Raw genomic sequence first — 18,208 nt, forward strand, 5'->3', positions numbered from 1 at the left:
TTTATTGTTTTAAGTGATTCGATTTATAATTTTAAAAATAATTTGATTTTTTCAATTAATATGTCTTTTCGAATTGGTTTTGACACATAATCATCAAAACCTTGCTCTATCGCCTTATCTTTATCTCCATCCATGGCATAAGCAGTTTGTGCTATAATAGGTAAATTTGGGCGTATTTTTTTGATTTCTTTGGTAGCCTCCATACCATTCATTAAAGGCATTCGAATATCCATTAAAACCAAATCAATACTTGCATCCTCAGCACACATATTCATTGCCTCTTCTCCATTCTCTGCTCTAATAACCTTAAAATTATTTCTTTTTAAAATTGCCTGTATCAATCTATAATTTGAACTCTCATCTTCTGCAACTAAAATGGTTTTTTCCACCTTAACCTCATCCTTCTCATCATACATTTTATTTACTGTTTTTTCCGTTTTAGAAATCACACAATTCAAAACAACAGAAAACGTTGATCCCTCATTTTTATCAGATTCAACCTCAATGATTCCTCCCAACATATCTACTATTTTTTTTGAAATTGCCAAACCCATTCCCGTTCCTCCAAACGTTCTTGTTATTGAATCATCAGCTTGTCGAAACCGATCAAATATAACATCCTTCTTCTCCTTTTCAATTCCGACACCACTATCTTTTATATATAACTTAATCTGATCTCCTAACAACCTATAACCAAATTCCACAAAGCCTTCATTCGTGAACTTTAATCCGTTACCAAATAAATTCAACACAACTTGTAACAATCTTTGAAAATCCGTTTTTACCAAAATCCTATTGTAGTTGGGGTCAGGAGAAAATCTTAATTTTAATCTTTCTTTATTTTTCTGAATTTGCTTTTCTCGAGCCTGTTTTTTTATTTCTTCTAAAAAATTGATCATTAAAAATTCTTCTTCAACCAACTGCATACCACCACCTTCAATTAAGGTGAAACTTAAAATATCCTCAATAATTCCAAGCAACTGATTTCCACTTCTATTAATCAAATTTACAAACTCCATTAATTCTCCTATAGACATAGAATCATTACACAAATTGGAAAATCCAATTACAGCATTCAATGGTGTTCTTAATTCATGAGACATATTTGCCAAAAAGGCTGTCTTCAATCTATCCGATTCCTCTGCTTTATTTTTAGCCTCTAATAGATCCTTCTCAAATTTCTTACTCTTACTAATATCTTCTTTTATTGCCAAATAATGAGTAATATTTCCAAACTCATCATTTATTGCCGTAATGGATGCTCTCTCCCAATACAACTCTTTGTTCTTTCTAACATTTAAAAACTCTCCTGTCCACTCATTGCCTTTGCTAATGGTAGCCCACATCTTTTCATACACCTCGTTTGGTGTAAATCCTGATTTTAAAATTCTAGGATTTTTTCCTATTAATTCTTGAGAACTGTAGCCTGAAATTGAACAAAACTTTGGGTTTACATATTCAATATCACCATTAAGATCGGTAATGATGATTGAAGCAGGACTTTGCTCCATTGAACCATGAAGCATTTTTAATTCCAATTCACTTTTCTTTTTTATTACTCCTGCAGCCAATTGTTTCGATAATACTTCAAGTAATTCCAAACTTTCCTTATTTAATTTGGTTGAGTTTTTTAAAGAACACACTCCAAATACACCCAATATTAGCCCCTTATCAATCAAAGGAAACCCTAGCCACATTTTAGGACAAGTACTAATTTTTAATTTATTTAACGATACTGTTTCCTCAACTTTATCGTCTACAATACAGCACACTTCCTTCTCTTTAAGAACCGCATAACTCAATGACTCTCTAAATTGAATTTTTTTGTAATCATTTTCTCCTTGCTGGAAGGATCTAAAACCTTTTTTATTTGGAGAAATTAAATCCAAAAATAATTGTCCACTTCCTATAATCGGGGCTAATTGATCACCAATTTTATGAATCATTTCTATTGATGTGGATGCAGAATTTAATATTTCGGAAACCTCCAACATTATCTGTTGACGCTTTTGATTCCAAACCTGTTCTGATAAGTTTCGATATATGGCATGAACAGCGACCTGATTATCTCCCAAAAGAACTGGCTTACCCGAAACTTCTACGTGAATTTGTTTTCCAGATTTAGTCTGCCGAATTGTGGTAAGTTCAATTATCTTACCTTCTGCAGCATCTTTTGTAGCACCCTCTCCTTCACTTTTAAAATTTTCAGGCACTATTAAATCATTGATCAGTTTAGAATCAGCCTCTTCCCTGGTATACTCAAACAATCTCTCAAATTCACGATTTATTTTAATAACCCGATCTTTATTGTCTAAAATCACAATTGCATTCGGAGAATTTTCAAAAAGATTCTCAAAAAATGATTTCTGTAAATTTAATTCTTCGGTTGCTTTAATATTTTCCTTTATCTTTTCTTTCAAATCAAAAGTAGAATTCAATTGAGAAGATAAAATCTTAGTAAATCGGATAGCTCTATATTTATTAAGGTCAGCAATTTTTAACGTGATAGTATTATCATCTTTTAAATCATCTGTATCTAAAAAATACCCACCATACACAACAAATCCATATATTCTGTTCGTAAGGAAAACAGGCAAACAAACTACTCTTGCTCCAGTTGATGACTTTAGTTCAAAAACTTCTTGCTTTGTACATGCAGAATCGGTTGTATATATCTTTAATAACCCCTTAAATCCATCATCTAGTTGTTCTATAAGATTCAAATCGTTCAAATCAGCACGTTTAGGTGCTGTATTATCAGAATAATCAATAAAAACACATGAAGAATTACTTAAATATGCAAAATCAGAAATCATACCTTCCAAATCAATAGCAAGGTCTTCATTCAATGAGTATTGTAAATTAACTGGCTCAATTTCATGAACCGACATAGGGGATTTATCATTTATCATAGACAATGAAATGGTTTTTTTTATCAATGGTTTCAGATTACTTATACATTAAAAATGATGATTGAGTTATGCTTTTAGCTCATTTTTTTTGCCCGCTGTGCAAGTAAAAATATTATGCATATCAATAGGTAAAATTCAATTCATAAGCTTAATCCATTTTAAAGGAAACAATGCTAAATTCTCCTCACCTAATATCCTCATTATAATTCCAATTTTGAGACTGACTAAAAATTTAATATTTTTGAGTATAGTATAATATACTTATTCAGATGCATAAACTCATTGGTTTTAATATCAAACGAAACAAGAAACTCTTGGTTTCAGATATCATTAAGTTTTTCGAAGTAAGAGGCTACGAATTAACTGATGCTCATGCTGGGGGAATGACTTTTAAAAGAGGAAGTTTTCTAGGGAACATGACTTCGCTTACTCCTGAGAATTGGAAAACTAAGGTTGATCTCGAAATCATTAAGAAAGAACGCCTGGATTATAATATCTACGCAAATTATCATTTTAGTACATCCGGATTTTTCCGATCTAAGATGGAAGATAAGTATTATAATGAAGAAATTAATGCTTTTTCAAAAGCCATAGAAAACTTCGAAGTTGATTCAGAATATATTGAAGGTTTAGCTGTAAAAACAAATAAGAGCTATTTCAATCACATGGTCAGATCGCTAATATTTGGAATTCCTACAGCTTTTATTCTTGTATTTGCAATCAATCTATTAATAAATGAAAGATTGCCAATTGTGGCTGCATTTTGCATTTCTATTTTTTCGATTCTGGTCTATTATGTTGTTTTTTCCAAATTTAGCTCGCCGCAGCAGTAAACCAAAACCACCTTCCTTACTATATTCATGGATTTTAGCCTTCTACAAACAATACAGTATTCTCTTAATTTTAGTGCAAATATATATTATTTTCAAACGTTTGCACTATGTTTTTAAACTTATTTCAAACGTATGCGTAATTCAAACTTTATTGATAGTTTTGGGTAATCGATTAGAATCATAGTACTGATAAAAATCGCGACTAATAATTTGAAGTTTGATGTTTACAAAGACCGTTAGAACTCTGTTCTTCGGTCTTTTGTTATTAAAATCGACTTACAAAACCAAAGTGTATTTTTGCATTTTTAAAATCAAGATTTTGATTTTCTTGTTTACCCAATGCATAATTCATCGAAAAAATTCCTGATTTAGTAGCAAAATTTAACCCAAACCCTATTCCCCATGGCGTATCACTAGATGAGTTGTTTAAGATTTGACTTTTATAGTACGCTCCATCCCAAAACAAATAAAAACTTGTATTTTTTTCTGGTATAAATCTCAATTCATTAGACAAAACAGTATAAGTTGAAGCTAAAAATGAATTTTCATTAAACCCTCTTACTGTTGATAAACCACCAAGTTTAAATAAATCATTTGCGAACAAATCCGGGGCATCAATTATACCACCTCTATTTTTTAAACGATAACTTATTTTCTTGAATAAAGGAATATTGTACTCAAGATACCAATTGGCATTCACCAATGAACCCGATAAATCAAGATCATCGTATAAATTATCAGGAATTTTACTATTCTTTTTAATTTTATGCCTTCCAACTCCAAACTTTACATTCAGTACATGACCATCCTTAGGATTAAATGGATAATCCAATTTGTTCATTTCGAAACCAATTCCAAAAATTTTTGACTTAATATCAGCATAATCAGGTAACACAGTAATTCCACTCAAATGCTTAGTGGATATTAAAGACGATGAATTGGATTGATAATACAATCTCACAAAACTATTTCCTCGTTGTAAAACTCGTACTCCTAAATTTAAATCTGTTGTTAAATAAGTGCTATCCTGCTTTTTAATTCCCAAATCGAAATCAAATCCCATCTTCCCTATTAAATAGGGAAATCCAAATCCAAGATTTAAATCCTGACTTTCAGACTCATACTTTTTCCAATTTAATTTTAGTTGTTCGCCTGATCGTAATGTATTTTCCAAAAACAAATTGATTTCTCCGGTTAATTCTAATTTATCCTTCTTATCTGAATTATTCTGCAAACCTAAAATGCCATCAAACCTGTTTGATTTCTCTTTGTTTAAGTAGGCATATACTTTAGCTTTGTTTCCTATGAATTCAACCTCAGGAGATTTTAGTTCACTCATAAAATTTAAAGAATTAATCTTATCTGAAACAGAAGTGAGGGTTATCTCTTTGTAAGTTTTTCCTTTCGAAACTCCCAAAAATTTAGAAATAAACTTATAAGATATTTTAATATTTCCCTTCACCAAAATTGTATCCCAAACTACAGATTTTCCAGATTGCACATTCCACGAACTTTTAATACTTTTTCCATTAACATCTATACTATCAATTTCAATCTTGGCAAATGGATATCCATTATTATTATAATCTTTCAGAATCGATTCCTGAATTAACTTCACATCATCCAAATTCGAATGTCTTTCTTCAATTGATCTTTTAGTTATATAAGCAGATTCTTTTTCTTCCTGATCAAACTTCCAATAAGCTTCCATGTTGTATTTTTTACCAATATGCACAAATGCCAATAGGGTATCATTCTGAAGTTTTAGAGAATCAACATTGGCTTCCCAATAGCCTCTCTTCCGGATTTTTTCAATTTTACGATTTAAATGAAAACTTGCCTTAGTCTGATCCACATAATCATCATCCAACCTTTTAAAAACTTTTGTTACGGATTTTACTGGTTTATCGATACGAACATTCAGGTATATCTTTTTACCTTGCGAATAGCAATTCGCACTTATCGTTATCAAAAGGCAATACAAAAAGAATAATTTCCTCATATTATTAAATATCAATAACTTTTTTCTGTAAAATCAGTATTAACTTTTATTAATTGGCAATATTAGCTATTTCAAGCATTAATAGTTTACCATGAATTACTAGATTTTTTATATCTTTTCCGAAATTTTAAAATTTATTTCTTGATCCTTAATTTATTTACCCATGAAAAAAACACTTTATGCTTTGGCCGTAATTTTTCTTTTAGGAATTGTTGCAAGTTCATGTGCAGTTGATAAAAGATGTCCTGCATACACCAAATCAGATACAACAAGTACAAGCAAAAATGCTTAATCCTAATAAAAAAATCTCAAAAATTGAGATTTTTTTTTGTTTATGGAGGGCAATTGCAATCGTTTTAATCGACACCAACAAACTGTAATAGTGCCAATTAAACACACATATCACTTTGAAAATATCTTGATTTTTTTTCATTTTTTATATACAAAATATTTTTAAATTACATACTTTTGCCATTGAGAAACAAAGGGTTTAAACATTAAAACTTTATACACAATGTCAAAGATTAAAATTGGTATCAATGGATTTGGTCGTATCGGACGTTTCGTTTTCCGTCAGGCTGTAGCAAAAGGTAACATCGAAGTAGTTGCAATTAACGACCTTATTGATGTAGATTACATGGCTTACATGTTAAAATATGATTCTACTCACGGAAAATTCAACGGTACTGTTGAAGTTAAAGATGGTCAATTAGTTGTAAATGGTAACGTTGTTCGCGTTTCTGCTGAAAGAAATCCAGCTGATATTAACTGGGGTGCTGTAGAAGCTGAGTACGTTGTTGAGTCTACTGGTCTTTTCTTAACTAAAGAATCGGCTCAAGGTCACATCGATGCTGGTGCTAAAAAAGTTGTTATGTCTGCTCCTTCAAAAGACGATACTCCAATGTTCGTTATGGGTGTAAACAACAAAGAATACACTAACGATATGGCTTTCGTTTCTAATGCTTCTTGTACTACTAACTGTTTAGCTCCTGTTGCAAAAGTATTAAACGACAAATTCGGTATTATCGAAGGTTTAATGACCACTGTACACGCAACAACAGCTACTCAAAAAACTGTTGACGGTCCTTCTATGAAAGACTGGAGAGGTGGACGTGGTGCTGGACAAAACATTATTCCATCATCAACTGGTGCTGCTAAAGCTGTAGGTAAAGTAATTCCTGCATTGAATGGTAAATTAACTGGTATGTCTTTCCGTGTTCCAACTCCAGACGTATCTGTAGTTGACTTAACAGTTCGTTTAGAGAAAGAAACTTCTTACGAAGCTATTTGTGCTGCAATGAAGGAAGCTTCAGAAGGTGAATTAGCTGGTGTTCTTGGTTACACTGAAGATATGGTTGTATCTAACGATTTCACCGGCGATCCAAGAACTTCTATCTTCGATGCTAATGCAGGTATCCAATTATCTCCAACTTTCGTTAAAGTTGTATCATGGTACGATAACGAAATGGGATACTCTACTAAAGTATGTGAATTAGTTGAATATATGGATTCAGTAAAATAATCCTATCAAAATACATGCTAAAAGCTCTCTTATAGGGAGCTTTTTTTGTGCCCTAAAATATGATGTAAAACACATTCTTTTCTGTATCGCGTAAATAGAAAAGCTCTATGTTTGTTACGAATAAAGGAATAATTCTTTATTAATAATACACTAGTAACTTTTACGACAAAATCGTATCAACAAACCAATGATTGACGCATACTTAAAACACGAAGCAGCCCGCGCTACCAAAGGTATCCCGGCTTTGCCATTGAATGCAGAACAGACTGCAGAACTTTGCGAGTTATTGCAAAATCCTATCCAAGGGAAAGAGGATTTTCTATTGCATTTATTCAAGGAAAGAATCGCTCCTGGAGTTGATGATTCAACAAAAGTAAAAGCTGAATTTTTAGGACAGCTTTTAAAAGGCGAATTGAGTTCACCAATCATCTCAAAATCTGAAGCAATTAAGGTTTTAGGAACTATGATGGGTGGTTACAATGTGACCGTATTGGTTGAGGCTTTAAAAGATGAAGCTTTAGCTGAAGAGGCTGCAGAAGCTCTTAAAGGAATTATCCTTGTTTATGATGCTTTCGAAACTGTTGCAGAACTTTCTAAAAACAATGCTGCTGCTAAGAGTGTAATTGAATCTTGGGCAAATGCTGAGTGGTTTACTACTCGCGAAGAATTGCCTGAAGAAATCAAGCTTAAAGTTTATAAAGTAGAAGGTGAAATCAATACTGATGATTTCTCTCCTGCATCTCAGGCGTTTACTCGTCCTGATATTCCATTGCACGCTTTAGCTATGGGTGCTGGTCGTTTCGAAGATGGTATCGAAACTATTGCTGGATGGAGAAAAGAAGGTCACAAAGTTGCTTTCGTAGGTGACGTTGTAGGTACTGGTTCTTCACGTAAATCTGCTGCTAACTCATTGCTATGGCACATTGGTGAGGATATCCCATGCGTACCAAACAAGCGTACTGCTGGTGTGGTAATTGGTGGTGCTATCGCTCCAATTTTCTATAACACAACACAGGATTCAGGTGGATTACCAATCACAACTGATGTTTCTGTATTAAATACAGGTGATGAAATCATCATCAACAATGCTAAAGGTGAAATTACTCGCGATGGTAAAGTAATCTCTACTTATACTTTAGCTCCTGATACTTTAACTGATGAGTACAGAGCTGGTGGACGTATTCCATTGATTATTGGTAAAGCATTAACTGAGAAATCTCGTGCTTTATTAGGAATGCCTGCAACAGATATTTTTAAGGTTGCTAACAACCCACAGCCAAAGGCTAACCAAGGTTATACTATGGCTCAGAAAATGGTTGGAAAAGCTTGTGGTGTTGAAGGTGTATTGCCAGGAACATCATGTGCTCCAAAAATGACAACTGTCGGATCTCAGGATACAACTGGTCCTATGACTCGTGATGAGATTAAGGAGTTGGCATGTTTGAAGTTCGAAGCGCCAATGTTTATGCAGTCTTTCTGTCATACAGCTGCTTATCCTAAAGCAACTGACGTGGCAATGCACAAGTCTATGCCTAAGTTCATGTCTGAGCGTAAAGGTGTACCTTTGAAGCAAGGTGATGGTGTAATTCACTCATGGTTGAACCGTTTATTGGTTCCTGATACTGTTGGTACAGGTGGTGACTCACATACTCGTTTCCCATTGGGTATTTCTTTCCCAGCTGGTTCAGGTTTGGTTGCTTTTGCTGGTGCATTAGGTTTCATGCCATTGGATATGCCAGAATCTGTACTAATCAAATTTAAAGGTAAGCTTAACCCAGGTATCACTTTACGTGATGTGGTAAATGCTATTCCATATTTTGCGATTCAGAATGGACAATTAACTGTTCCTAAGAAAAACAAAATCAATATTTTCAACGGTAAGATTATCGAGATGGAAGGTCTTGAAGATATTACAGTTGAGCAAGCTTTCGAATTAACTGATGCGACTGCTGAGCGTTCTGCTGCTGCAGGTTGTATTAAGTTATCAGAAGAGCGTGTTATCGAGTACGTGAAGTCTAACGTTGCCTTGATGGAATCAATGATCAAGATGGGTTACGATGATGCTCAAACAATTCAGAACCGTATCGATGCATGTAACGAGTGGTTAGCTAACCCAGTGTTGCTTTCAAGAGACGAGAATGCTGAATATGCAGAGGTTATAGAAATTGATCTTGCGGATATTACTGAGCCGATTCTTTGTTGCCCTAACGATCCAGATGATGTAAAATTACTTTCTGATGTTCAGAATACTGAAATTCAGGATGTATTCATCGGTTCTTGTATGACAAATATTGGTCACTTCCGTGCTTGTGAAAAAGTTTGGAGTGGCTTAACACCATCTGATAAGGTAAGAACATATATGGCACCTCCAACTCGTATGGATGCAGCTGTATTGAAAGAAGAGGCTACTTTCTCTACTTTCTCTCAGTTAGGTGTTCGTATCGAGACTCCTGGATGTTCACTATGTATGGGTAACCAACTACGTGTGCCGGATAAGGTGAATGTATATTCTACTTCAACTCGTAACTTCAACAACCGTATGGGTACAGGTGCTCAGGTTTGGTTAGGATCTGCAGAGCTAGGTGCTATGGTATCAGTTCTAGGAAAACTACCTACTCCAGCTGAGTATATGGAAATTTACAATGAGAAAATTGCTGCCCACGAAGAGGAAGTATACAAATACATGCAGTTTGACGAAATGGATATGGAGGATGCTCTATATCAGAGAAGAGATCTGTAATTTAATATTATTACTATCTAAGCCGGTGCAAATGCACCGGCTTTTTTTATACAATTATTATTATATTGCAACAGGTAAGATCATATAAATCAGGATGTAAAATCCAAACACTTGAAAACTATGAATAAATTTAGCTTTATAATAATAACACTTTTCAGTTCAATATTTTTAAATTTGAATGTATATGGTCAAGGCGTTTCCCAATCACAATTAAAATTTAATAAGTATTGCGATAAATTAAATCCAGATATACTTTCTAAAACTTTTGAATTAGAGGGAGATTATTACTGGGATGAAAATTTTAAGCCCGGTCAGGTTAAACTTAAAGAAAATGACTCTCTCTTAGATTTAAACTTAAGATATTGCATATACAATCAAGAATTTCAATTTGTCTTAAATGGTGATACAGTGTCTCTAAATAGAATTGATAAAGTTGAATACATCACAATTAATAACAGTAAATTTATATACACAGAATCTCACATTAACAATAAGAAGTCGTGCTATGAAATACTTGTAGATGGAAGTTTTCAACTTTTAAAACACTACAAATGCAAACTTGTTAAAGGAAAAGAAAATGTATCAAGTTTCGAAGAAAAAATCCCTGATCATTATATCATAAAAACGAATTTATTTTTCAAGAAAAACAATCAAGACATATTAAAAATTCCTTCTAAAAAATCTAACTTTTATAAGATGTTTAACACGTCGAACGATAAGCTAATCAAGTTTGTAAACTCTAATAAATACAAACACAAAAAAGAAACTGACTTGATTAAAATATTTACTTACTACAATTCATTGTAATCTTAATGAATATCAAATTGTATGGTCCTAAAATCCTATCACTTATTCAATTATTAATAAAATATGTGGCAACAATTCATTAATTGGATTAGTAAAAATAACTCAACTTGTCCATTTCAAGAACATATTGGTATTTCTTGTCCTGGGTGTGGATTTCAAAGTTCACTTATAGCTTTATTAAAAGGAAACCTTATAGAATCTATAAAATTATATCCGGCACTTCTCCCAATATTGGCAACTTTATCATTACTTCTAGTCCATATAAATTTTAAGCTTAGTTGGGGAACCAAAGGAATAAAAATTCTATTTACTCTCTCAGTCATACTTATCCTTTTTAATTACTTCCATAAACTTTCTATTTAATTCATGGCTTTACTCTTAAACCTTGTTAATTCGTGTTTTAGTTCCGCACAATTTTTATCTTTGCCTGAAATTACAAATCATGATTCCGAAATTTATTCGGGACTAAGAGATTAGAAAAATGAATCTTGAACAAAGAAGTAAGGCATTTGTTGAATTGGGAGAATTTCTACATCAGTTTACAAGTGAAAGGCCAATTAAAATTGAGCACAAATTAAATTCTGCATTTTTTGAAAGCTTTGAGAGCTTACTAAGAAATGTAACAATTGAGAACGCTTGGTTTACACCAAAACATGTTCGCTGCTCAATAATTGGTGTTTGTGAACTTTTAAAAGAGGATAAAATTGCTGAATGGCTTGAGAAATATTCTGTTTCTGAAAAAAACACAAATGTAGCTGTTGTCGTTATAATGGCTGGTAATCTACCTATGGTTGGTTTTCACGATATGATGTGTGTTCTAATTTCAGGACATCGTTTTATTGGAAAACTTTCCTCAAAAGACAATCAACTTCTTGATTTCATCTCTAAACTTTTAATTGAGTTAAATCCTGAATTTAAAGAATTGATCCAATTTAAAACGGAAAGAATTAGTGGAAAAAATGATTTTGATGCGATAATTGCAACCGGGAGTAACAATTCTGCAAGATATTTCGACGCATATTTTTCTAAGTATCCTAATATCATTCGAAGAAATAGAAATTCTGTTGCCACAATTACTGGTAACGAATCTAAAGATGAAATTAAAGCTTTAGGAAAAGATATATTTCTCTATTTTGGATTAGGCTGTAGAAATGTTTCTAAAATTTACCTTCCTAAAGGCTATGATATAAAATTGCTTTTGGACGAATGGAATGGATTCGAATATTTAGCCAACCATTCTAAATATGCTAACAATTACGACTATCAACGTTCATTGTTGTTAATGAATAAGATCGATCATTTTGACAATGGCTTTTTACTACTACGTGAAAAAAATGATATTGCATCACCTGTTGGAGTTGTTTACTTTGAATATTATTCCGAAATTAAAGAGTTAGAGCAAACATTATTACTAAACTCAGATCTGATTCAATGCGTTGTTGGATCAGGAAACAACAATACAATTCCTTTTGGAAAGGCACAAGAACCACAATTGTGGGATTATGCTGATGATGTTGATACAATGAAATTTTTAACAGAACTAAAATCAAACTAAATAATGATATATCGATTTAAAATTACTTCATCAGAAGTAGAAGGATACGTGAGAGAGATTGAAATTGGACATGAGCAAACCTGGCTAGATTTGCACAATGCCATTCAGGAATCAAATAAATATGACAATTCTCAGATGGCTTCATTTTATCAAATTGGAGCAGATGGACAAAGAGGGGTGGAAATTGCACTTTTTGAAATGAATACCGAAGAAGACGATAATATGAACGTTTTTGCAATGGATGTTGCAATGATTCGTGAATTTTCGTCAAAAGAAAACGCAGATCTGATTTATGTATACGATTTTTTCTCAGATAGATATTTCAATATTGAGTTAGTTGAAAGAGGAATTTCTAAATCAACTTCTGCTTATCCAAAATGTATTGTTTCAAAAAATGAAGCTCCTCAACAAATAATGATGGATGCTGAAAGTTTTGAAGATATTGATTTAGGTTCGTTCGAATCGAAACCTGAAAAAGAAAAAACTGCTGACGATTATCTTGAAGGATTTGATGATGATTTAAAAGATGGTCCTGAGTTTGAAAGCCTGGACGACTATGAAGATATACTTTAATAAGTACTACAAAAAAATAAAAATGAGTAATATGAAAGTATTACTCATTTTAGTTTAAATAAATAACATCTAACTTTTATCTCATGTCTAAAACGCTCATCGTAATTCTTGGTCCCACAGGTGTTGGTAAAACTGATTTGAGTATCAGTATTGCAAAACATTTTAACACCGAAATATCTTCTTCCGACAGTCGACAGGTTTACAAAGAAATGAGAATTGGAACAGCTGTACCCGAAGAGGATCAATTGGCAGCAGTTAAGCATCATTTTATTCACACACATTCAATTCACGATTACTTTAGCTCGTGGGAGTGTGAAAAACAAACCCTTAAGCTTCTTGAAGATCTTTACAAAGAGAAAGATCAGATGCTATTAGTTGGTGGCAGCATGATGTACATCGATGCCGTTTGTAATGGTATTGATGAAATTCCAACTATTGATCCCCAGCTCAGAAAAGAGGTAATGGAGCAATATGAAAAAGATGGTTTGGAGTGCATGCGATTGCAGCTAAAACAGCTCGATCCGGTTTTTTACAATCAAGTTGATTTGAAAAATGCCAAACGAGTGCTGCATGCAATTGAAGTTTGCTTAATGTCGGGAAAACCTTATTCTGAACTTAGAACAAATTCGAAAAAACACCGGGATTTTAATATCGTTAAAATTGGATTAAATCGTGATAGAGCCGAATTATACGATAGAATAAACCGTAGAGTGGATATCATGATAAATGAAGGCTTGATTGAGGAAGCCAAATCCGTATTTGAGTTCAGACATTATAACTCCTTAAATACAGTAGGATACAAAGAACTGTTTGAGCATTTCGAAGGAAAAATTAGTCTGGAAGAAGCCATAGAACTGATAAAGCGCAATTCAAGACGATATGCCAAACGCCAATTATCATGGTTTCGCCGAGATGATGAGATTCAATGGTTCCACCCAGATCAGGAACAAGAGATATTGAATTATCTTGAAGAAAAAATTTAAAGAGGCTTAATGCCTCTTTTTTTTATTCATAAAATCCTTTTCCAAATACACCAAACTCATCTTTGCCCAATATTTTGTGCTTCCAAACTGCATCTATAAAACCAATTCCATAGGCAAACAATTGAACGAAACTAGCCGCCAAAGCTTTAATGGCAATTGTAATCGACTTGCTTTTACTTAATGCATCGGAAAACACAAGGAATGCATAAACAAGAACTGGAAATGCGAACATTCTATGCACACTTAAGCCTAACAATAATGCCCCAATGGTTCCCAATACAAACAGTGATGGAAACAAAAAGAAGATTTTAAATGTTTCAGGATAATGTTTTGATATGATATAACGGGTTTTACCGAATCCGAAAACTTGCTTATAGAATTTTTTGAATGATACTCTTCTCTTGTGAAAAACATAAGCCTCACTAATCAAACGAGTTTCAAATCCACGCTTAATAACCTCAATGGCAAAAACCATATCCTCGCCAGGATGCATGGTAGTTACAGGAAATCCGCCAGTATTTTCATATACAGCTTTCGAAAAGCCAAGGTTAAAACTTCGAGGATGAAATTTATGCACTTGCTTCTTCCCTCCTCTGATTCCGCCTGTTGTAAAGAAAGAAGTCATTGCATAGGATACAGCTTTCTGAAAATCAGAAAAATCATCCATAGCACCATCAGGTCCACCATAACAATCCACAAAATTATCGGTCAACTCTTTCTGAATGGTTTCCATATAATGAGCTGGAATAATACAATCGGAATCGAAAAACAAGTAATAATTCCCTTTGGCTCTTGCTAATCCGTAATTTCGACCAATACTAGGTCCCTCATTTTGCTTATAATAATAGGAGATATTGATTTTGTCGCCGTAGTCATTACAAAGTTCTTCACTCTTAATCGACGATCCATCTTCAACAACAACCAGCTCGAAATCCTTATATGTTTGCTCGGATAAACTATCCAGCAATTCTTTCATTTCATCAGGTCGGTTGTATACCGGCACAATTATCGAAAGTTTAATTTCCTTACTCATACTTAGATTTTTTGATTGAAATAGAAAATTTCATTCATTGGAAGACTATATTTAGAAGCTAAAGTAGCTTCGAATGATTTGGCATATTCAATCGAATTTACCTTAAAGCCAGCGTTCGATAATCGGTTAGCATAATCTAAACCATACAATCGCACATGATCTTTTTGGCGATACAAATGCTCTCTTTCCTTAGGATCGGTAACCGTTGGATCTTCCATTGTTTTTGGATTATCCGTATCCATAGGAACCTGCAAAATTGCAAAACCATTTGGCTTTAAAATACGATACATTTCCCTCATTGCTTTCGCATCATCATCAACATGTTCCAATACATGATTGCAAATTACAACATCAAAAGAAGCATCCTCAAAAGGTATTTCCTGTACATCGAAATGCACATCTGCAATCGGCGATTCCAAATCTCCCGTAGTATAATCAAGGTTTGGCAAAGCTTTAAATCGCTTGAAGAAACATTGTTCTGGAGCAATGTGCAATACCTTTAAATCATTTGTGAAAAAATCGGTTTCATCATTCAGATACAACCACATCAATCGGTGGCGCTCTAAGGACAGGCATTTAGGACAAAGTGCATTCTCTCTTCCTGTAGCTTTTGTATATCCGTAAGGAAGAAATTTTCTGAATTTACCTCCACAAACCGGGCATTCAACTTTATTCCCTATCAAAAAAATAGCTATTACACGATTAATTAGTAAGCTTAATCTAATTAGAAATGGACGAGGAAATATTTGAAGTAATAACCTAATTATACTTTTTATCACAACTACTAAATATTTAATGATTAAGGTTCAATGATTAATAATTTAACATTAATCAGATTTCTTTTTCTATATGGTAGGTATTTCGCTCGGGTGAACTACGACTTACCAACTCAGCAACAAATCCTGTTAAAAAAAGTTGAGTTCCTATAATCATTGTAGCTAAAGCAATAAAGAAATAAGGACTATCGGTAACCAATGGTGGCATTTCACCCTGACTCATACTGTAGATTTTTTGTAATCCAATCCATGCTGAAGCAAAGAAGCCAATTAAAAACATTAAAGTACCCAGTAAACCAAAAAAGTGCATTGGTTTTTTTCCAAACTTGCTAATAAACGTGATGGATAACAGATCTAAAAAGCCATTGATAAAGCGATTTAATCCAAATTTGGTAACACCATATTTACGTTCCTGATGTTGAACTACCTTCTCGGTAATTTTAACAAAACCAGCTTGTTTAGCTAAAATAGGAATGTAGCGATGCATTTCGCCATAAACCTCAATACTTTTAACCAATTTACTTTTGTAAGCCTTTAAGCCACAATTAAAGTCATTCAATTTAATTCCAGACATAGCTCTGGCAGTTCTATTGAAAAATTTACTTGGTATGGTTTTAGATATTGGATCGTATCGTTTTTGTTTCCATCCTGACACCAAGTCAAAACCATCTTCCTTAATTATTTTATAAAGCTCTGGTATTTCATCCGGAGAATCCTGAAGATCCGCATCCATAGTTATTATAACATCACCTCTTACTGCATCGAATCCACAAAACAATGCAGCAGATTTTCCATAATTACGTCTAAATCTTATGCCACGAACAGCCGAAAATTTTTCTCGCAAATCTTCAATCACATCCCAGGAGGTATCGGTACTACCATCATCAATCAGAAGAACTTCATGAGTAAAGTTATTTTTATTCATAACCCGATCAATCCAGGCTACCAATTCGGGAAGCGATTCCTCTTCATTATATAATGGAACTACAACAGAAATATCCATATGTGATTTTTATTGATTATTTGAACCGTTAAATTTATCAATAGAACGGTTATTAAACAAATTTCTATTTTGGCGAAAAAAGAAGGATACAATTAAAGAAAAGAAAATTCCCGCCAAAGCTTTTCCGAACCATTGTCCAAAAGAAAAAATTCCAGGTGTAATTTTTCTATATATAGACATTAATAATTCTACCTGATCATCTTCATACCCTATTTCAACAAGTCCTTTTTCTGTAAAGTCAATTGCCTCCTTCAGAATAGAAGAATCAAAATAACTGGTTAATACATATATAAAAAGTGCATAATAAGATGCAGCTATTCCAATTGTAATAATTCCACAAACCGATGCTCTTCGATAACTTATGACTCCAAATAAAACTTCATCGCGATATTTTTTCACACTGAAAAATACCCCTAGTACAATAAGAAATCTATTAACAAAAAGTAAAGTTGGATTGAAATTTATTGATACCTCTTTAAAATAAAATGTAAGAGCTGCTAAAATAAGAACCCCTCCTATTAACGAGCCAAACAAAAATGAATGCTTTAATAATGGTTTGTTGTACATTTTTTAAACTGTTGTTTTATAAATTGAGCACAAAGATATCCGTTTTTAATGGAAAGCCTGCTTTAAAAATCCTTAATTATTGTATTCATGGCAGCATGTTTTCTCTAACAATTCAAGTAATGAATAAAAAAGTGATTTTTTTTTGAAAAATTATTGTTCTGAAAATAAATCCTTTGACCTATGTTAGTCGAAAAAGACTTGAAGAAGTTTCATATTTTATTTGCGGGGAAACAACTTTTTTCTACTTTTGTCGTCGGGTAAGCACTACGCGACCAGCTCCTACTGAACTCCCCCAGGGTCGGAAGGCAGCAAGGGTAGGTGGTCGAAGCGGTGCGACGTAGCTGCTTACCCACTTTTTTATGACTTTAAGTTGTAAAAAAAATGCCGATGTAGCTCAGCTGGCTAGAGCAGCTGATTTGTAATCAGCAGGTCGTGGGTTCGAGTCCCTCCACCGGCTCATCAAATATCAAAAGAAAGTTTAACGACTTTCTTTCGTTCTTTAAAATGTTTTGCCAAAGTAACAATTGCCGATGTAGCTCAGCTGGCTAGAGCAGCTGATTTGTAATCAGCAGGTCGTGGGTTCGAGTCCCTCCACCGGCTCATCAATATAAAACAACATTGTTACTTGCCGTTGTAGCTCAGGGGTAGAGCGCTTCCTTGGTAAGGAAGAGGTCATGAGTTCAAATCTCATCAATGGCTCAAAAAAATTCGCCGATGTAGCTCAGCTGGCTAGAGCAGCTGATTTGTAATCAGCAGGTCGTGGGTTCGAGTCCCTCCATCGGCTCTTTTTTTATTCTCCCTCCAACTTTATTTTCAAGTTTATTATTTTAATTCATTAGTTTAAAACGCAATTATCTCTTTGTTCTTCAAAAGAAATTAGTGTATTTTCGTTTTTGACTTAA

General features: G+C 33.5%; 14 protein-coding genes, 4 tRNA genes, 1 other RNA gene and 1 pseudogene. 14 read left to right on the top strand and 6 right to left on the bottom strand.

The features are described from left to right. Nucleotides 1-23 precede the first annotated feature (23 nt). A complete protein-coding gene (locus GCQ56_RS10300; protein WP_152734386.1) occupies nucleotides 24-2,912 on the bottom strand; it encodes a PAS domain S-box protein in 2,889 nt (962 codons plus the stop codon). A 269-nt stretch (nucleotides 2,913-3,181) separates the two neighbouring features. Here GCQ56_RS10300 and GCQ56_RS10305 point away from each other — a divergent pair, with 269 nt between their 5' ends. Beyond that, entirely contained in the window at nucleotides 3,182-3,745 is a 564-nt protein-coding gene (locus tag GCQ56_RS10305; RefSeq protein ID WP_152734387.1) for a hypothetical protein, read from the top strand. 265 nt (nucleotides 3,746-4,010) lie between these two features. On the opposite strand, the gene GCQ56_RS10310 is transcribed toward GCQ56_RS10305, so the two are convergent. Beyond that, complete coding sequence (locus tag GCQ56_RS10310; RefSeq protein ID WP_152734388.1) at nucleotides 4,011-5,747, bottom strand: BamA/TamA family outer membrane protein; 1,737 nt, start codon at nucleotides 5,745-5,747, stop codon at nucleotides 4,011-4,013. Nucleotides 5,748-5,910: 163 nt separating this feature from the next. On the opposite strand from GCQ56_RS10310, the gene GCQ56_RS20615 reads away from it, so the two are divergent. The 8 genes from GCQ56_RS20615 to miaA all read left to right on the top strand — a co-directional run bounded on the left by GCQ56_RS20615 (nucleotide 5,911) and on the right by miaA (nucleotide 13,927). Beyond that, the gene (locus GCQ56_RS20615) at nucleotides 5,911-6,039 is read left to right on the top strand and encodes a hypothetical protein (RefSeq protein ID WP_255473193.1); all 129 of its coding nucleotides are present in this window, start codon (nucleotides 5,911-5,913) and stop codon (nucleotides 6,037-6,039) included. Nucleotides 6,040-6,261: 222 nt separating this feature from the next. Further along, complete coding sequence (gap, locus tag GCQ56_RS10315) at nucleotides 6,262-7,269, top strand: type I glyceraldehyde-3-phosphate dehydrogenase (RefSeq protein WP_152734389.1); 1,008 nt, start codon at nucleotides 6,262-6,264, stop codon at nucleotides 7,267-7,269. Nucleotides 7,270-7,456: 187 nt separating this feature from the next. Continuing rightward, nucleotides 7,457-10,009 (top strand): bifunctional aconitate hydratase 2/2-methylisocitrate dehydratase, encoded by a 2,553-nt coding sequence (locus GCQ56_RS10320; RefSeq protein WP_152734390.1) that lies wholly within the window; start codon nucleotides 7,457-7,459, stop codon nucleotides 10,007-10,009. Nucleotides 10,010-10,129: 120 nt separating this feature from the next. Further along, the gene (locus GCQ56_RS10325) at nucleotides 10,130-10,816 is read left to right on the top strand and encodes a hypothetical protein (protein WP_152734391.1); all 687 of its coding nucleotides are present in this window, start codon (nucleotides 10,130-10,132) and stop codon (nucleotides 10,814-10,816) included. Nucleotides 10,817-10,879: 63 nt separating this feature from the next. Further along, nucleotides 10,880-11,179, top strand: a complete 300-nt coding sequence (locus GCQ56_RS20780) for a DUF2752 domain-containing protein (protein ID WP_152734392.1) — start codon at nucleotides 10,880-10,882, stop codon at nucleotides 11,177-11,179. A gap of 118 nt (nucleotides 11,180-11,297) precedes the next feature. Further along, complete coding sequence (locus GCQ56_RS10335) at nucleotides 11,298-12,371, top strand: acyl-CoA reductase (RefSeq protein WP_152734393.1); 1,074 nt, start codon at nucleotides 11,298-11,300, stop codon at nucleotides 12,369-12,371. A 3-nt stretch (nucleotides 12,372-12,374) separates the two neighbouring features. Beyond that, nucleotides 12,375-12,944, top strand: a complete 570-nt coding sequence (locus GCQ56_RS10340) for an IS1096 element passenger TnpR family protein (protein ID WP_152734394.1) — start codon at nucleotides 12,375-12,377, stop codon at nucleotides 12,942-12,944. 83 nt (nucleotides 12,945-13,027) lie between these two features. Further along, nucleotides 13,028-13,927 carry a tRNA (adenosine(37)-N6)-dimethylallyltransferase MiaA gene (gene miaA, locus GCQ56_RS10345; RefSeq protein WP_152734395.1) on the top strand — a complete coding sequence of 300 codons (900 nt, stop codon included), beginning with the start codon at nucleotides 13,028-13,030 and terminating at the stop codon, nucleotides 13,925-13,927. A gap of 256 nt (nucleotides 13,928-14,183) precedes the next feature. On the opposite strand, the pseudogene GCQ56_RS10350 reads toward miaA, so the two are convergent. The 4 genes and pseudogenes from GCQ56_RS10350 to GCQ56_RS10365 all read right to left on the bottom strand — a co-directional run. Next, nucleotides 14,184-14,960 (bottom strand): annotated as a pseudogene (locus GCQ56_RS10350) (glycosyltransferase); the annotation flags it as partial. Between the two features lie 2 nt (nucleotides 14,961-14,962). Beyond that, nucleotides 14,963-15,739 carry a methyltransferase domain-containing protein gene (locus GCQ56_RS10355; RefSeq protein ID WP_370452665.1) on the bottom strand — a complete coding sequence of 259 codons (777 nt, stop codon included), beginning with the start codon at nucleotides 15,737-15,739 and terminating at the stop codon, nucleotides 14,963-14,965. A 52-nt stretch (nucleotides 15,740-15,791) separates the two neighbouring features. Beyond that, nucleotides 15,792-16,739: a glycosyltransferase family 2 protein gene (locus tag GCQ56_RS10360; protein ID WP_152734397.1), complete on the bottom strand. Its 948-nt coding sequence runs from the start codon at nucleotides 16,737-16,739 to the stop codon at nucleotides 15,792-15,794. 9 nt (nucleotides 16,740-16,748) lie between these two features. Further along, nucleotides 16,749-17,306, bottom strand: a complete 558-nt coding sequence (locus GCQ56_RS10365; RefSeq protein WP_152734398.1) for a DUF4199 domain-containing protein — start codon at nucleotides 17,304-17,306, stop codon at nucleotides 16,749-16,751. Between the two features lie 255 nt (nucleotides 17,307-17,561). Between GCQ56_RS10365 and ffs the strand changes: the two genes are divergently transcribed. From ffs to GCQ56_RS10390, 5 genes are all read left to right on the top strand, one after another. Beyond that, an RNA gene (gene ffs, locus GCQ56_RS10370) (signal recognition particle sRNA small type) lies at nucleotides 17,562-17,660 on the top strand. A gap of 29 nt (nucleotides 17,661-17,689) precedes the next feature. Further along, a tRNA-Thr gene (locus GCQ56_RS10375) sits at nucleotides 17,690-17,763 on the top strand. A 69-nt stretch (nucleotides 17,764-17,832) separates the two neighbouring features. Beyond that, nucleotides 17,833-17,906, top strand: a tRNA-Thr gene (locus GCQ56_RS10380). Nucleotides 17,907-17,933: 27 nt separating this feature from the next. Next, nucleotides 17,934-18,005, top strand: a tRNA-Thr gene (locus GCQ56_RS10385). 11 nt (nucleotides 18,006-18,016) lie between these two features. Next, a tRNA-Thr gene (locus GCQ56_RS10390) sits at nucleotides 18,017-18,090 on the top strand. Nucleotides 18,091-18,208 lie beyond the last annotated feature (118 nt).

Source organism: Marinifilum sp. N1E240 (genome assembly GCF_009295825.1).
GTDB lineage: Bacteria > Bacteroidota > Bacteroidia > Bacteroidales > Marinifilaceae > Marinifilum_A > Marinifilum_A sediminis.

What these genes read in the sequence shown, in the direction of transcription:
- GCQ56_RS10300 (WP_152734386.1), bottom strand. Translation starts at nt 2,912, where the DNA reads ATGATAAATGATAAATCCCCTATGTCGGTTCATGAAATTGAGCCAGTT.
- GCQ56_RS10305 (WP_152734387.1), top strand. Translation starts at nt 3,182, where the DNA reads ATGCATAAACTCATTGGTTTTAATATCAAACGAAACAAGAAACTCTTG.
- GCQ56_RS10310 (WP_152734388.1), bottom strand. Translation starts at nt 5,747, where the DNA reads ATGAGGAAATTATTCTTTTTGTATTGCCTTTTGATAACGATAAGTGCG.
- GCQ56_RS20615 (WP_255473193.1), top strand. Translation starts at nt 5,911, where the DNA reads ATGAAAAAAACACTTTATGCTTTGGCCGTAATTTTTCTTTTAGGAATT.
- gap (WP_152734389.1), top strand. Translation starts at nt 6,262, where the DNA reads ATGTCAAAGATTAAAATTGGTATCAATGGATTTGGTCGTATCGGACGT.
- GCQ56_RS10320 (WP_152734390.1), top strand. Translation starts at nt 7,457, where the DNA reads ATGATTGACGCATACTTAAAACACGAAGCAGCCCGCGCTACCAAAGGT.
- GCQ56_RS10325 (WP_152734391.1), top strand. Translation starts at nt 10,130, where the DNA reads ATGAATAAATTTAGCTTTATAATAATAACACTTTTCAGTTCAATATTT.
- GCQ56_RS20780 (WP_152734392.1), top strand. Translation starts at nt 10,880, where the DNA reads ATGTGGCAACAATTCATTAATTGGATTAGTAAAAATAACTCAACTTGT.
- GCQ56_RS10335 (WP_152734393.1), top strand. Translation starts at nt 11,298, where the DNA reads ATGAATCTTGAACAAAGAAGTAAGGCATTTGTTGAATTGGGAGAATTT.
- GCQ56_RS10340 (WP_152734394.1), top strand. Translation starts at nt 12,375, where the DNA reads ATGATATATCGATTTAAAATTACTTCATCAGAAGTAGAAGGATACGTG.
- miaA (WP_152734395.1), top strand. Translation starts at nt 13,028, where the DNA reads ATGTCTAAAACGCTCATCGTAATTCTTGGTCCCACAGGTGTTGGTAAA.
- GCQ56_RS10360 (WP_152734397.1), bottom strand. Translation starts at nt 16,739, where the DNA reads ATGGATATTTCTGTTGTAGTTCCATTATATAATGAAGAGGAATCGCTT.
- GCQ56_RS10365 (WP_152734398.1), bottom strand. Translation starts at nt 17,306, where the DNA reads ATGTACAACAAACCATTATTAAAGCATTCATTTTTGTTTGGCTCGTTA.